Origin of the sequence: Rhizobium sp. CG5 (genome assembly GCF_023701945.1) — a bacterium.
Taxonomy (GTDB): Bacteria; Pseudomonadota; Alphaproteobacteria; order Rhizobiales; family Rhizobiaceae; genus Allorhizobium.
This window is the reverse complement of record NZ_JABAEF010000001.1, coordinates 114,248-129,764: the sequence shown is the minus strand read 5'-3', so window position 1 is coordinate 129,764 and position 15,517 is coordinate 114,248. Positions and strand designations below refer to the sequence as shown.

The 15,517-nt window shown below is 62.9% G+C and carries 11 protein-coding genes; 5 read left to right on the top strand and 6 right to left on the bottom strand.

Annotated elements, in window-relative coordinates:
* Nucleotides 1-23: 23 nt before the first annotated feature.
* Complete coding sequence (locus tag HGO38_RS00570) at nucleotides 24-1,388, bottom strand: cation:proton antiporter domain-containing protein (protein WP_250953976.1); 1,365 nt, start codon at nucleotides 1,386-1,388, stop codon at nucleotides 24-26.
* Nucleotides 1,389-1,511: 123 nt separating this feature from the next.
* On the opposite strand from HGO38_RS00570, the gene HGO38_RS00565 reads away from it, so the two are divergent.
* The gene (locus HGO38_RS00565; protein WP_250953975.1) at nucleotides 1,512-2,432 is read left to right on the top strand and encodes a DMT family transporter; all 921 of its coding nucleotides are present in this window, start codon (nucleotides 1,512-1,514) and stop codon (nucleotides 2,430-2,432) included.
* A 464-nt stretch (nucleotides 2,433-2,896) separates the two neighbouring features.
* Here the strand turns inward: HGO38_RS00565 and metF are convergent, their stop codons facing one another.
* From metF to ettA, 4 genes are all read right to left on the bottom strand, one after another.
* Nucleotides 2,897-3,826, bottom strand: coding sequence for a methylenetetrahydrofolate reductase [NAD(P)H] (gene metF, locus HGO38_RS00560; RefSeq protein WP_250953974.1), 930 nt, complete (start codon nucleotides 3,824-3,826; stop codon nucleotides 2,897-2,899).
* Nucleotides 3,827-4,840, bottom strand: coding sequence for an ArsR/SmtB family transcription factor (locus HGO38_RS00555; RefSeq protein WP_250953973.1), 1,014 nt, complete (start codon nucleotides 4,838-4,840; stop codon nucleotides 3,827-3,829). It abuts the gene before it with no gap.
* Nucleotides 4,841-5,008: 168 nt separating this feature from the next.
* Nucleotides 5,009-7,300: a methyl-accepting chemotaxis protein gene (locus HGO38_RS00550; RefSeq protein WP_250953972.1), complete on the bottom strand. Its 2,292-nt coding sequence runs from the start codon at nucleotides 7,298-7,300 to the stop codon at nucleotides 5,009-5,011.
* A gap of 320 nt (nucleotides 7,301-7,620) precedes the next feature.
* The gene (gene ettA, locus HGO38_RS00545; RefSeq protein ID WP_250953971.1) at nucleotides 7,621-9,270 is read right to left on the bottom strand and encodes an energy-dependent translational throttle protein EttA; all 1,650 of its coding nucleotides are present in this window, start codon (nucleotides 9,268-9,270) and stop codon (nucleotides 7,621-7,623) included.
* A gap of 302 nt (nucleotides 9,271-9,572) precedes the next feature.
* Between ettA and HGO38_RS00540 the strand changes: the two genes are divergently transcribed.
* The 4 genes from HGO38_RS00540 to HGO38_RS00525 all read left to right on the top strand — a co-directional run bounded on the left by HGO38_RS00540 (nucleotide 9,573) and on the right by HGO38_RS00525 (nucleotide 14,590).
* Nucleotides 9,573-10,505, top strand: a complete 933-nt coding sequence (locus HGO38_RS00540) for an alpha/beta hydrolase (RefSeq protein WP_250953970.1) — start codon at nucleotides 9,573-9,575, stop codon at nucleotides 10,503-10,505.
* 247 nt (nucleotides 10,506-10,752) lie between these two features.
* A complete protein-coding gene (locus HGO38_RS00535; RefSeq protein ID WP_250953969.1) occupies nucleotides 10,753-11,727 on the top strand; it encodes a DMT family transporter in 975 nt (324 codons plus the stop codon).
* 11 nt (nucleotides 11,728-11,738) lie between these two features.
* Nucleotides 11,739-12,941 (top strand): succinate--glutarate CoA-transferase, encoded by a 1,203-nt coding sequence (gene caiB, locus HGO38_RS00530; protein ID WP_250953968.1) that lies wholly within the window; start codon nucleotides 11,739-11,741, stop codon nucleotides 12,939-12,941.
* Complete coding sequence (locus HGO38_RS00525) at nucleotides 12,938-14,590, top strand: thiamine pyrophosphate-binding protein (protein ID WP_250953967.1); 1,653 nt, start codon at nucleotides 12,938-12,940, stop codon at nucleotides 14,588-14,590. The genes caiB and HGO38_RS00525 overlap by 4 nt, the downstream gene beginning before the upstream one ends.
* Here the strand turns inward: HGO38_RS00525 and HGO38_RS00520 are convergent.
* Entirely contained in the window at nucleotides 14,581-15,492 is a 912-nt protein-coding gene (locus HGO38_RS00520; RefSeq protein ID WP_250953966.1) for a LysR family transcriptional regulator, read from the bottom strand. The genes HGO38_RS00525 and HGO38_RS00520 overlap by 10 nt on opposite strands.
* Nucleotides 15,493-15,517: the final 25 nt, after the last annotated feature.

Here is a 15,517-nt window from a genome sequence, read left to right as displayed (position 1 = left end):
TCTGCACATCGGCCGCGGCGGGATCATCTCTCGCCGCGGTCGCGCCGATCTGCCGCGCGGCGGTGATAGAGCGCCAGCCGGATCGCCCGGTAGCGCACGTTGAGCCAGTGCAGGCCGCCCGCCAGCGCTGCGCGGCCGCGGCTCATCTCGTGTAGCTCGTGGGCATAGGCCACCGCCAGCGCATGGCGATAGTCCTTCAATCCGCCGCTGGCGATATTCTCCAGCCGGTGCATGACGCTGACCCAGAGCGGCGAGAACAGCAGTGACACCGCGGTTACGGCAATCGACAGGCGGAACAGCTCGCTGTTGATCGCCTGCGCCGAAAAGCCGGCCGCCAGCAGCACGAAGGAGAACTCGCCGACCTGCGCCATCGACAGGCCGGCGATCAGCGCCGTCTGCGCATCCGACCCAGTGCGGCGCAACAGGAAGATGTTGAGCACGGTCTTGGCGGAAATCACCAGCAGCGACACCAGCAGCACCCGCCAGAGATTGGCCCAGATGAAGTTGAGGTCGATCAGCAGGCCGATCGACAGGAAGAACACCACCAGCAACACGCTCTGGATCGGCTCGATGACCGGGATGACACGGCTTCGAAGCGTCGAATTGCCGACCAGCAACCCGGCCAGGAAGGCGCCATAGGCCGGCGACAGGCCGGCAACGCCCGAGAGCGACGCGGCGCTGAAGCAGAGCCCCAGCGAGCCGAGCGCCAGGATCTCGATCTTGTCCTCGACCCGCTCGGCAAACGGCACCCGGATCTTGCCATGGCGGCCGAACCACCACAGCAAGCCGCCGAGCAGCGACAGCGCCACGGCGACCTTGATGGCGATACCGACATAATCCGCCTCGCCGCGGCCCATGCCGGCGACGAAGATCAGCATCGGCACGACGGCAATGTCCTGGGCGATCAGCACGCCGACCGCCACCCGTCCGGCATTGGCCCGCAGCACGCCCATCTCTTCCAGCATTTTCATCGCCACCACGGTCGATGAAATGCCGATGACGAAGCCTAGAATGATGGTCTCGGACACCGAGGCATGGATCACCTGCCCGATCACCACGGCCAGCGCCATGGCCGCCAGCAATTGCCCGCCGGTGACCAGCAGCGCCTGCCGCAGGCTGAGCACGAAGGCCTTGACCGACAGTTCCATGCCGATGAAGAACAAAAGCACGACCACGCCCATTTCGGCGAGCAGCGCCACATTGTCGGAATTGGAGATCAGCCCCGCCCCGGTCGGTCCGAGCGCCACGCCGGCCACGATGAAGCCAACCAGCGGCGGTTGCCGGAGCCACAGAAACACCAAGCCGAGCAGCGTCGCAACCGCCACCACGATGGCAATGCCGAGCATGGCCGTGCCATGGCCGGCGGCATGCGTTACGCTTTCCGTCACTGTTGCGTCCAGTATCCTGTTCCTTTCAGCGATTCTTTTGTCCGCAGCATCATGCACGGCAGGTTTCGGGTGGCAAATGGGTCAGCCTATTCCTAATCTGCGGCGTGATCGAAGGAGAGTCTCATGCCCGCTGCTGCTGCCAACCAGTTGAATTCCAAGACATGGGCGCTGCTCATGCTGCTCGGCCTGTTATGGGGCGGCTCGTTCTTTTTCGCGCGCATTGCGGTTGCCCATGTGCCGCCGTTTACCCTGGTCTTCCTGCGCCTGTCGCTGGCAGCGCTCGCCCTGCATCTCTATCTGCGCGGCCGGTTCGGCCTCTACGACCTCCTGAAGAGCCGTTGGCGGTCCTTTCTGCTGCTCGGCCTGATCAACAATGCCATTCCCCATACCCTGATCTTCCTGGGCCAGACACAGATCGGCGCCGGCCTCGCCTCGATTCTCAACGCCACCACGCCGATCTGGACCGTGCTGATCGCCAATAGCCTGACGACGGACGAGAAGCTGACGCCGGCCAAGATCGCCGGCTGCCTGCTGGGTCTGGCGGGAACGGTCCTGCTAATCGGCCCAAGCGTACTCGATGCCTCGTCGGTACCGCTCTGGGCCGTCAGCCTGCCGCTGCTGGCCGCCATCAGTTACGGCTTCGCCGGAATTTTCGGTAAGCGTTTCAAAGGCATACCCGCACCCGTGACGGCAACGGGCCAGTTGACGGCATCGGCCCTGATGATGCTGCCGGTGTCGCTGATCGTCGACCAGCCCTTCCACCTCGCCATGCCGCCGCTGTCGGCCGTTCTGTCGATCCTGGCGCTGGCCCTGGTGTCCACCGCCTTTGCCTATATCCTGTTCTTCCGCATCATGGCGCTGGCCGGCGCCACCAATACCTCGCTGGTGACGCTGCTGGTGCCACCGAGCGCCATCCTGCTGGGTGCACTGTTCCTTGGCGAACGGCTGCAACTGCTCGATATCGGTGGCATGCTGCTGATCGGCACCGGTCTTCTCGTGCTGGACGGGCGGCTGCTGCGGCGCGCAAGACCAGCCGGAGCGTAAGGCCAGCCCGGCACACAACCGCATCGCATCAGGACAATCGGCGGCCCGACCAGCCCCACGGTGCCGAATTTGTTAACGGATAAGCCCGCATTTTAAATTCGGTCTTTCTCGAAATATTTCACTGCGTTAGGCGCCGTTATCAGGAGTTATCCACTGCCGGGCGCTGCATCGCAGCACAGAATTTCCTTTTCAAACGACACAAAACAGACATATTATTTAACGGTCAACGCAAGGAGGCAGAGATGGGACTTACACATTCTCTCAACGTCCTGATCGTCGGTGCGGCGTTTGTATTCATTGCAACGATGCTCTTCATCTGAGACATACGCATGAACGAAAGCCGGGAGGCCGATAGAAAGTGGTCCGTCTCGGGCAGAACTGACACAGCAGTTTAAGTAAAGAAAACGGGCGCATGCAGGCATTGCATGCGCCCGTTCCCGTTTGATCTCCGGACAGCTTGCCGATCAGGCAGCGGCTCCCGCCGAATCGCCGGCCGACGAACGGCGCGCCGTATCGCCACGAACCAATCCCAGTTGCGAAAGCGTCGCATTGACCAGCGGCGCCCGGTTCATGGTGTAGAGATGGAATTCGCCAACGCCGCGCGCCACCAGATCCTCGATCTGCTCGGCGGCCACCTCGGCGGCAACCCTGGTTCGCTCTTCCGGCTTGTCATCCAGTCCGGCAAAGCGCGGATCGAGCCGCGCCGGCACGGTGGTGCCGCACATCGACGCAAAGCGCTTCAACTGGGTCAAGTTCTGGATCGGCATGATGCCGGGCACGATCGGAATGGTGATGCCCGCCGCCCGCACGCGGTTGAGGTAACGCTCGAAAATATCGTTGTCGAAAAAGAACTGTGTCAGCGCCCGCGTCGCGCCATTGTCGACCTTGCGTTTCAGCATGTCGATATCGGCGGCCTCATCCGGGCTTTCCGGGTGCTTTTCCGGATAGGCAGACACGGAGATTTCGAAATCGTCGATGTCACGCAGGCCCCCCACCAGGGCGGCCGCATTCTCATAACCGCCGGGATGCGGCTGGTAGGCCGTTCCCACGCCACCCGCGGGATCGCCGCGCAGCGCCACGAAATGCCGGACACCGGCTGCCCGGAACTCCTCGACCACATGGGCCACATCCTCCTTCGTGGCATTCACGCAGGTCAGGTGCGCCGCCGTCGGCAGGGTGGTCTCGGCAATCAGCCGCCGCACTGTCGACAGGGTCGGCGCCCTGGTCGAGCCGCCGGCGCCATAGGTGACCGACACGAAGTCAGGCTGCCAGCCGGCCAGGTCGCCAACGGTAGCCCAGAGCTGCCCTTCCATGTCCTCCGACTTCGGCGGAAAAAACTCGAAGGACAGCCGCAGATGCGGCGCCTTGGCCGGGCTCTTGAGATCGCGTAGCATTCAATTCCCCCCCACTGAGGCTGGTAGTACATCGGCATCGGCCGGCGCAAGCGAGGCTGCGCGACCCTGCCGGGCCACCCAGATCGTCGCGGTCAGGGCCTGCGCGCCATTGCTGTTCGGCGTGAGATCGACGGCCTGTTCGACCTTGAGACCGGCCTTGGCCAGCCACTCCCCCATGGTCTGATGGGAAAAGCCGAGACGGACATGGGCGTGGTCGTCGCGCAGGTAGTCCAGCCGATGCGGCGCCAGATCGATGATGACAAGACGGCCACCGGGCCGCAGCATGCGCGAGGCCTCATGCAGGGCCAGTTCCGGCTGCAGCAGGAAATGCAGGACCTGGTGAATGACCACCACATCGAATTCCGCGCCGTCGAGCGGCAGGTTGAGAATGTCGCCCTGGCGAACCGATGCCTTCAGAATCCCGGCTTTGTCGAGATTGGCCCGCGCGACGGCCAGCATGTCGCGGCTGGCATCGATGCCAACGGCGCGACGATAGACCCCCTCCAGCAATTGCAGGATCCGGCCGGTCCCGGTGCCAAGGTCGAGCAGGGCCTCGACCGGCTCCGAGCCGATCAGCCGCATCAAGGCCGCCTCGACATCGCGATCATCGACATGCAGGCGGCGCAATTCGTCCCATTCGGCAGCGTTGCGGCTGAAATACTCCTGGGCCCGCTCGGCGCGCGCCTTCTTGACCGTGGTCAGCCTCTCCCCGTCCCGCAACAGCACCGGATCTGCGGAGGAGGCCGACATCAGCAGCATCTGAACCAGGTTGGCGGCCCGCCCGTCCTGCTTAAGACGGAAATAGGCCCAGGCGCCCTCCTGATAGCGGTCGATCAGATCGGCCTCGGTCAGGAGTTTCAGGTGCCGCGAAATGCGGGGTTGCGATTGGCCGAGAATTTCGGTCAGATCGGACACGGTGAGATCGCCCGCCGCCAGAAGGGCGAGCAGCCGCAACCGCGTCGGCTCTCCGGCAGCCTTCAGCAATTCGACGAGTTCATCCACACCAAAGGTCATGCAGTTTGCAGCTTTCGATCCAATCAAGACATAAAGATATCTTTATGTCGTAAGCGCTCGATGCGCAAGCGTTTTCTGACCGCAAGAGACCTTTGCCACCCTCTAAACGCAAAAGCGGCCGTCGATGACGGCCGCTTGTATCATGTCTACGCCTGAACGCAGGCTAACTCAGAACTCTTCCCAGCTCTCGCCCTTCAGCGCGGCATTGCCCTGCGTGGCATAGGTCTGCCGGGACGATGCGGCCGGCCGTGCTGCGGATCTCACCGGAGCAGCGGGGGCACGGGCGGCAGGCGCATAGGCTTGCTGGCGGGTCTGGGTCTGGCGCTGGCGGTCGTCTCCGGTGCGGAACTGGCCAAGCAGGTCTGCCAGCTTGCCGCTTTCCTGCGCCAGACCGGCGCCGGCCGCGTTCATCTCCTCGACCATCGCCGCATTCTGCTGCGTCGCATGGTCCATGTGGTTGACGGCGGTATTGACTTCGCCAAGCCCGACCGACTGTTCCTGCGCTGCCGTGGCAATCGCATCCATATGCGCATTGATCGACTGCACGAGACCAGCGATCGCCGTCAGCCCCTCGCCCGTATCGTTGACCAGCTTGACCCCTTCGCTGACGGCCACTTCCGAATTGGAGATCAGCGACTTGATCTCCTTGGCGGCATTGGCCGAACGCTGTGCCAATTCGCGCACTTCCTGTGCCACCACGGCAAAACCCTTGCCGGCATCGCCGGCTCGCGCGGCCTCAACACCGGCATTCAGCGCCAGCAGGTTGGTCTGGAAGGCGATCTCGTCGATCACCCCGATGATCTGGCCGATCTGGCGCGACGAGTGTTCGATGCGCTCCATGGCCGACACCGCATTGTTGACCACGACGCCGGAGTGTTCGGCACGGCTTCGGGTATCGCGCACCAGATCGCGCGCCTCGCCGGTCCGCTTCGAGGTAGCCGTCACATTGGCGGTGATCTGCTCGAGCGCAGCGGCCGTCTCTTCCAGCGAAGCGGCCTGCTGCTCGGTGCGCTTGGCCAGATTGTCCGAGGCATGCGAGATTTCGCTGCTGCCGCCCGACACCACCGAGGCCGAGCCGCCAACCGCCACCAGCGTGGCGCGCAACTGGCTGACGGACGTATTGAAATCGTGGCGCAGCGCTTCGAACTGCGGCGCGAACTCTTCCGCGATCTCACACAGCAGATCGCCGGCGGCCAGCTTCTGCAAGCCGCTCGCCAGCGCCCCGGTCGCCCGCGTCAGCCGTTCTTCGGCCTCCGCCTCGATACGGCGCTGCGTCTCGATACGATCCCGCTCGGCGAGCTTGCGGTTTTCCTCAGCGGCCAGTTCCAGTTCGTCGTTGCGCAGCGCGGCCTGCCGGAAGAATTCCACGGACTGGGCAATGCCGCCAATCTCGTCGCGACGATCGAGATAGGGGATCACGCTGGATTTGTCGCCTTCGGCCAGCGCGTGCATCCGCGCCGAAATGCGGTGGATCGCGCCCGACAGAGTCCGCAGCACCGACACGCTGAACACCATGGTCACGGTGACCAGCACGCCCAGCAGCGTCAGCATGAGGACCAGCGAGTTTTGCGCTTCGGCAAGCTCGCGGGCCGCAAGCGCGCCAAGATCCTCCGCCGTGGCCTTGGCCAATCCGGCGACGAAATCACGCCGCTTGACCATCGCGGCATTCCAGGCGTCCAGATCGCCCGCGGCCGGCGTATAGGTCTGATTGTTCGCCATGGCCTCGATCTTTTTCTGAATCGCCGCCCCCTCGCCGGTCTGCCAGAAACCGTCATATTGATCCATCAGCGCCTTGGGGAGAAATTCCCGCATTGGCTTTGCATAGATCAGGGACTGGTTATAGCCGGCATGAAACCGCGCCGCTTCATTCGCGTTCAACGCCCCAACCTTGTTGTAGACCTGGCCAATACGGTTCATGATCAGATAGGAATCGTTGACTTCCAGCAGGGAGAAATAGCCCTGGATGGCCTGGGACAGCCCCCGGTCATCGACCAAGCCGGCGGCCCGGCCGGTCATTTCCATTCCCATGGCCGAAATCGGCTGAAGATATTTCAACGGCATGATCGGATCGACCTTGTCTGCGTCGACGGCCGCCCGGAATTCCCCGATCTTGCCATAATAATCGACCAGTCGGGTCTTGAATCCATTCATGATCGGATCGTTATAGCCAGCCGCCACGACGGCATCATAGGCATCGATCGCTTCTTGATAGGCAGCGTCGGTCGCCTGCCGCTTCTCCGTTCGATTGGCAAGTGTCGCCGCTCCTTCGACAGGCATGGTCAGCAGCAGGCTGCCACCGGCCCGGGCCAGTCGATCGAGGGTCACCGCATTCGACATTTTTCTGTAATTTTCAAGAGCATCCGAGCTCATGATCGCCCCGAGCCCAACGGCCGCCAGCAACGGCACCACGGCCAGGCTGGTTAAAAGGGTCTTAAACGATAAAGCAGAGATGAGACGCATGATGTATTCCCCCAAGCCGCAACAAGGATCGGACTGCTCTACAGACGAGCAGTCAAACGATCCATTGTCCTTCAAAGGTCAGAATGTTTCTTATTATTTGATAATTAATTAAAACGGTAATGTAGCTGACCGTAATTTGATGCGACGAGGTCTTGAAAGGCAAGGTTCGCACCAACAGGACAAAGGAATTAGGCAAGGGTAGTCGCGCGCCGATACTCCGCTTTCAGCCACCGCCGAAACAGAAAAGGGCCGTGCATTTGCCAATGCACGGCCCGATCGAACTTCACTCTGTTCATCCCAAGTCTCGATGACGGGATGGTTTATCTGGTCAGGCGCTTATAGGCCTGGCTGCCGGGGTTGAGCGCATCGGCACCCAGACGGCGGACCTTGTCCTGCTCGTAGTCTTCGAAGTTGCCTTCGAACCATTCCACATGGCCGTCGCCTTCGAAGGCCAGGATATGCGTGGCCAACCGGTCGAGGAACATGCGATCATGGCTGATGATGATCGCGCAGCCGGCGAAGTTTTCGAGCGCCGTCTCTAGCGCACCAAGCGTTTCGGTATCGAGGTCGTTGGTCGGTTCGTCGAGCAGCAGCACGTTGCCGCCGGCCTTCAGCATCTTGGCCAGATGCACGCGGTTGCGCTGGCCGCCCGAGAGATTGCCGACCTTCTGCTGCTGGTCGCCACCCTTGAAGTTGAAGGCGCCGCAATAGGCACGGGAGTTCATGTCGAACTTGCCGAGCTTGATGATCTCGGCGCCGCCGGAAATTTCTTCCCAGACGGTCTTGGAGCCATCCAGCGCATCGCGGCTCTGGTCGACATAGCCCAGATGCACGGTGTCGCCGATCCGCACGGACCCGCTATCGGGCTTTTCCTGGCCGGTGATCATCTTGAACAGCGTCGTCTTGCCGGCGCCGTTCGGGCCGATAATGCCGACGATGCCGCCCGGCGGCAGCTTGATCGACAGGTCGCTGATCAGCGTGCGGCCTTCGAAGCCCTTGGTGATGCCGTCCATCTCGATGACCACCTGGCCGAGACGTTCGGACACGGGAATGATGATCTGCGCATCGCCGGGACGCTGCTTCTCGGCCGCATCCACCAGCTGTTCGTAGGACTTGATACGCGCCTTCGACTTGGCCTGGCGCGCCTTCGGGCTGGAGGCGATCCATTCCTGTTCGCGACTGATCGCCTTCTGGCGGCCGGCATCTTCGCGGGCTTCCTGCTGCATGCGCTTGGCCTTGGCGGTCAGGTAGGCCGAATAATTGCCTTCGTAAGGAATGCCGCGGCCGCGGTCGAGCTCAAGGATCCAGCCGGTGACATTGTCGAGGAAGTAGCGATCGTGGGTGATCATCATCACGGCGCCGGGATAGGCGCGCAGGTGCTTTTCCAGCCATGCAATGGTTTCGGCGTCGAGATGGTTGGTCGGTTCGTCGAGCAGCAGCAGGTCCGGCTGCGACAGGAGCAGGCGGCAGAGCGCGATGCGGCGGCGTTCACCACCCGACAGCAGGGTGACGTCGGATTCCTTCGGCGGGCAGCGCAGCGCTTCCATCGCCATCTCGACCTGCTGTTCCAGGTCCCAGAGGTTCTGGCTGTCGATGATGTCCTGGAGCTTGGCGCCTTCGTCGGCGGTCTCGTCGGAATAGTTCATCATCAGTTCGTTGTAGCGCTCGAGAACGGCCGTCTTGTCGGCCACGCCTTCCATGACGTTCTCGAAGGCGGTCTTGCTCGGATCGAGATGCGGTTCCTGCTCCAGGTAGCCGACGGTTGCCCCTTCGGCGAGCCAGGCTTCCCCGGTGAATTCCTTGTCCTGGCCGGCAATGATGCGCAGCACGGTCGACTTGCCGGCGCCGTTCGGGCCCAGAATACCGATCTTGGCATCGGGATAGAAGGACAGGTTGACATTTTCGAGAATTTTCTTGGCGCCGTAGGACTTGTTCAGTCCCGACATATGATAGATGAACTGACGTGCCATCGCTAAACTGCTCCGCAAGGGATAAGGGGATTTGCCCGCTATGTAGGCGAAACCCACGACCGGGGCAATCGCAGATGCCGCAATTCGTACATTTATCCGCCACTCTCGATCGCTAACACCGCCAATCCGCAACCCACCCCACCTCGGGAACACAGGGGAAACCGTCAGCGTTTGTCCATCGCAGGTGGTCGCCGGTCGTACAACTGGGGACAGAACGGGTTGATGGGCCCGCAAATGCGCTATTGCCATTGCGTCATAGAACAAAATCACATTTTCTAATTTTCATTATTCTGGAGGATGGCATGTTTTCCGAAATTCGGCGGTTCTCGAGCCCCACCGGGGCCTTGCTCGCCTATCACTGTGCTCTGCCCCTTGGTCCTCCGCGCGCCACGCTCCTGATTTGCCATGGCCTGATCGAGCATTCCGCCCGCTATGAGCGCTTTGCAACTGCCATGGCCGGGCGTGGTTTCCAGGTCTTTGCCCATGACCATCGCGGCCATGGCGAGACCGAATCGGACGAGGCTCCGCTCGGGCGGTTTGCCCGCGAGGACGGGGTCGACAAGGTGATTGCCGATGTGAAGGCCATGCGTGACATGGTGCGGCAAGAAAATCCCGGCCTGCCGGTCATCCTGTTCGGCCATTCCATGGGCGGCCTGATCGCGCTCAATGCCGCGGTCACCCATCCCCAGGCCTTCCAGGCGCTGGCCATCTGGAATTCCAATTTCAATCCGGGCCTCGCCGGCCATGCGGCACGCGGCCTGCTCGCCGTCGAGCGCATGCTGAAAGGCTCCGATGTGCCGAGCAGCCTCATGCCCAAGGCGACCTTCGAAGCCTGGGGCAAATCGATTGCCAACCGCCGCACCGAATTCGACTGGCTGTCGCGCGATCCGGGCGAGGTCGACAAATATGCAAGCGATCCGCTGTGCCGTTTCGATGCCAGCGTGTCCATGTGGATCGACGTGCTGGACCTGACCTTTCGCGCCCCCACCTCTGGCATGCTTTCGCGCCTGCCGAAAAATTTGCCGATCCATCTGGTCGGCGGCGGCCAGGACCCCGCCACCCGCGGCGGCCGCGAGATCCTCTGGCTCTCCGACCGTCTGAAGCGCCACGGCCTTCGCCATGTCACGACGCGGATCTACGACGAGATGCGCCACGAGACCCTGAACGAAATCGGCTGGGAACAGGCCGTCGAGGATTTCTCGGCCTGGTGCGACAAAAGCCTTTTGGCCGCCTGACGCTTGTCTTCCGGCCCGCAGATCGCCGCCGGGCGCGCCGTAGGCCCTCCCGCGTTTTCATGACCAAAGCCCTTCAGCCCTGGCAATCGGTGGCATCAAGGCCGAAAAGGCGACCGAAACGGAATGAACCCATGACAGAAATTCAAGTGCGCAAGCGCTTGACGGCCGCTATAGGAAGAACAGTTGCACAGGACCCCGCGCGGCCCCGCGGCTGGCTGTCGAACACCGCAAGCGAGAACAGGCCGACATGAGCATTTCCCCCGGAGCCAATCCGCCCGCCCGGAGCAGGACTGCCGCCGCACCGGATGTGATGACCGGCATGATCCTCATGGTCCTGACCGTGCTGATGGCGCCGCTCATCGACATTTTTTCCAAGCTTGCCACCTCGAGCGTACCCGCCGCTGAAATCACCGCGGCCCGTTTCCTGCTGCAGATCCTGTTCATGCTGCCGATCTTCGTCTGGCGCGGCGCCTGGCCACGCTTTACCCTGCGCAGCAGCGGCTTCCATGCCCTGCGCGGCGGCGTCATCACCATGTCCATGGTCTGCTTCGTCATGACGCTCAAGGTCATGGAAGTGGCGGACGCCATCGCCATTTTCTTCGTCGAGCCGATCATCCTCACCATTCTCAGCAGCATCTTTCTCAAAGAAATCATCGGCTGGCGACGCTACACCGCCTGCGCCGTCGGTTTCCTCGGCGCCATGCTGGTCATTCAGCCGAGTTTCCAGGAAGTCGGCTACATCGCCCTGCTGCCGGTTGTCACCGCCTTCTGCATCGCCATATCGGCCATCCTGACGCGGGTCATGGCCCACACCCAGGATCCCTGGTCGATGCAGGTGGAGACCGGCCTCTGGGGCCTGGCCTTCTGCGTGGTGCTGCTGACGCTCGGCAGCGGCACCGGCTCGGCTGTCTTCGACCCGGTCCTGCCCGACGCCCAAGCCCTGCTCTGGCTTCTCTGCGTCGGCTTCAGCGCCGCCGTGTCCGGCATCCTCGGCGTCTATGCCTATCGCGCCGCCCCGGCCTCGACGCTGGCGCCGCTGCAATATCTGGAAATCGTCACGGCAACGCTGCTGGGCTGGCTGGTGTTCGGCGACTTCCCCGATCCCATCAAATGGCTCGGCATTGCCATCATCATCGGCTCCGGGCTTTACATCATCTGGCGCGAGCGCCGCTTTGCCAGCAAGCCGGTCTCGGATGCTGCCGGCACCGCCATTGCGCCTTGAGGAACACGGATATGCAAGAGACAGACAGGAAACCGGCCCCTCTTAACGGCATTCGCGTCATCGAACTGGCGCGCGTTTTGGCCGGCCCCTGGGCGGGCCAGATGCTGGCCGACATGGGCGCCGATGTCATCAAGGTCGAAAATCCCGATGGCGGCGACGACACCCGCGCCTGGGGGCCGCCCTTCGTCGAAGGCGCCAACGGCGAAAACCTGTCGGCCGCCTATTACCACGCCACCAACCGCGGCAAGCGGTCGATCGCCGTCGACCTGAAGGACGAGGCCGGCCAGGACATCGTCCGCCGGCTGGTCGCCAGCGCCGATATCGTCATCGAGAACTTCAAGCTCGGCGGCCTGACCAAATACGGCCTCGACTACGACAGCCTGAAGGCCGTCAATCCCAAACTGATCTATTGCTCGATCACCGGCTTCGGCCAGACCGGGCCTTATGCCAATTTTGCCGGCTACGACTATATCGTCCAGGGCATGTCCGGCTTCATGTCGATCACCGGCGAGCCGGACGGCCAGCCGATGAAGGCCGGCGTGGCGATTGCCGACATCTTCACCGGCATTTATGCCGTCACCGCCATCCAGGCCGCCCTGATCCATGTGTTGCGCACCGGTGAGGGCCAGCATATCGACATGGCGCTGCTCGATGTGCAGTCGGCCGTGCTGGCCAACCAGAACATGAACTATCTGGTCTCCGGCACCGCCCCGTCGCGGCTCGGCAATGCCCATCCCAATATCTCGCCCTATGAGGTCGTACCCACCGCCGACGGCTACCTGATTCTAGCCATCGGCAATGACGGCCAGTTCCGCCGCCTCTGCCGCATTCTCGGCATCGAGGCTGTGGCCGACGACCAACGGTTTGCCACCAACAAGGCGCGCGTCGCCAACCGCATCGACCTGCGCCAGCTGGTGACCGTGGAGACGGAAAAGTGGCCAAAGCGCGACCTCCTGACTGCCTGCGAGCAGAATGCCGTGCCGGCCGGACCGATCAATTCGATTGCCGAAATGTTCGACGATCCGCAGGTCAAGGCCCGCGAACTGCGCATCGATTTGCCCGATATCGACGGCACGATAATCCCCGGCGTGCGCAGCCCCATCGTACTGTCGCAAACGCCGCTGCGTTACGAACGCCCGAGCCCGCGGCTTGGACAGGACCAGCAAGACATACTCGCCGAACTGGCGGAGATCGAAAGAAAGGCTTCGAAATGAAGAGAACCGGCGGACAACTGATTGTCGAGGCGCTGCAGGCCAATGGCGTGAAACGCATCGCCTGCGTTCCCGGCGAAAGCTATCTTGCAGTGCTCGATGCCCTGCACGACAGCGATATCGAAACCCTCGTCTGCCGCCAGGAAGGCGGCGCTGCGATGATGGCCGATTGCTGGGGACGCCTGACCGGCGAACCGGGCATCTGCATGGTGACCCGCGGTCCCGGCGCCACCAATGCCTCGGCCGGCCTGCATATCGCCCGGCAGGATTCCGTGCCGATGATCCTGTTCATCGGCCAGGTGCAGCGCGAGGCGCGCGAGCGCGAAGCCTTCCAGGAAGTGGAATATCGCCGCGCCTTTACCGAATTCGCCAAATGGGTCGGCGAGATCGACGACGCGCGCCGCATCCCCGAATTCGTCACCCGCGCCTTTGCCATCGCCACCTCCGGCCGTCCCGGCCCGGTTGTCCTCACCCTGCCGGAGGACATGCTGGTCGACGAGGTCGAGGCGCCGGAGGCCAAACCCTATCTGCCGGTCGAAAGCCATCCCGGCCCAAGCCAGATCGAGCGCCTGCGCGTTCTGCTGACCGGCGCCAAGCGGCCGATCGCCATTCTCGGCGGCACCCGCTGGAGCGAGCAAGCGGTCGCCGACTTCCAGAATTTCGCCGCCCGTTTTCAGCTGCCGGTCGGCTGCTCGTTCCGCCGCCAGATGCTGTTCGACCACACCCATTCCTGCTATGCCGGCGATGTCGGCATCGGCATCAACCCGGCGCTGGCCCAAGAAATCAAGCAGGCCGACCTGGTGCTGCTGATCGGCGGCCGGTTCTCCGAAATGCCGTCCTCCGGCTATTCGCTGATGGATATCCCCTACCCCTCGCAGACCCTGGTGCATGTGCATCCGGACCCGTCCGAAATCGGCCGCGTCTACCGGCCGGATCTGGCGATCTGTGCCGCACCGACCGATTTCGTCGAGGCCCTGAAGGGCATGGTAGCGCCCGAGGTTCCCGTCTGGGCCAGCCGGACCGCCGCCATGCATGTCGCCTACCGCGAATGGTCGACACCGCCGCAGACCGGCCCGGGCCCGGTTCAGATGGGGCCGATCATGGACTGGATCGAGGCCAATACCGCCGACGACACCATCTTCACCAATGGCGCCGGCAATTACGCCACCTGGGTGCATCGCTTCCACAGGTTCCGCGCCTACAATACCCAGGCCGCCCCCTGCTCCGGCTCGATGGGCTACGGCCTGCCGGCCGCCGTTGCCGCCAAGCAGCTGTTTCCGGGCCGCGAAGTGATCTGCTTTGCCGGCGACGGCTGTTTCATGATGCATGGCCAGGAATTTGCAACCGCGGTGCGCTACCAGCTGCCGATCATCACGGTGATCGTCAACAACGGCATCTACGGCACGATCCGCATGCACCAGGAGCGCGAATATCCCGGCCGCGTCAGCGCCACGGGCCTGACCAATCCGGATTTTGCGGCTTTTGCAAAAGCCTATGGCGGCCATGGCGAGACGGTGGAAAAAACCGAGGATTTCGCCGGCGCCTTTGCCCGCGCCCGCTTGAGCGGCAAGCCGTCGATCATCGAGATCAAGCTCGACCCGGAAGCCATCACCCCGACCAGAACCTTGACTCAGATTCGCGATCACGCCTGATAGGGCGCCGCGCGGGCCATGTCACGCGCAACATCGAGAAAGACCCGCACGGCCGGCGGCAGATGGCGCCGGCCCGGAAAATACAGGCAAAGCCCGGCAAATGGCGGTGTCCACTCATCGAGCACGGCCACCAGCCGCCCGGCGGCGAGATCCGCTTGCGCCTGCCGTTCCGTCATGTAGGCAAGACCGATGCCGGCCACCGCCGCCTCCAGCATCATGCCCATGTCCTGCAATGTCATGGGCCCATTCACATCGATGCGGAACGCCTCACCGTGGCGCTCGAATTCCCAGCGGTAGACGGTTCCGCTGGGCAGCCGCAACCGTAGGCAGGCATGGCGCAGCAGATCGGCGGGCACCGCCGGCACGCCATGCCGCTCGAAATAGGACGGCGCGCCGAACACGAAAAAACGTTCCTGGAGGGTCAGCGGAATGGCGACCATGTCCTGGGGTATCAACTCGCGCAACCTGATGCCCACGTCAAAACCCTCTGCGACAATGTCCACGGCGCGCCCTTCGCTGACGACATCGATATGCACATCCGGGCAGCGGCTGTGATATTCCGCAAGGATCGGCATCAACAGGCCGCGCATGCCCTCCGGCGAGGTATTGATCCGTAGCCGCCCGCGCGGATTATCGGCAGCTTCCGATGCGCTGTCCATCGCATCGCCGATCGCCTTGAGCGCCGGGGCGACCTTGCCGAGGAACTGCTCGCCGGCCTCTGTCAACGAAACGCTGCGGGTCGTGCGATTGAACAGCCGGACACCGAGCCGGGTCTCCAGGACCGAAATCGCATGGCTGACCGCCGAGGCCGACATGCCCAGCTCGCGGGCGGCAGCGCGGAAATTGCGCGTTTCGGCCACGATGGCCACCGCATTCAGTTCGGCAAATCCGGCCTTTTTCATTGTGCGATTTTCTTCATCAGCTTGT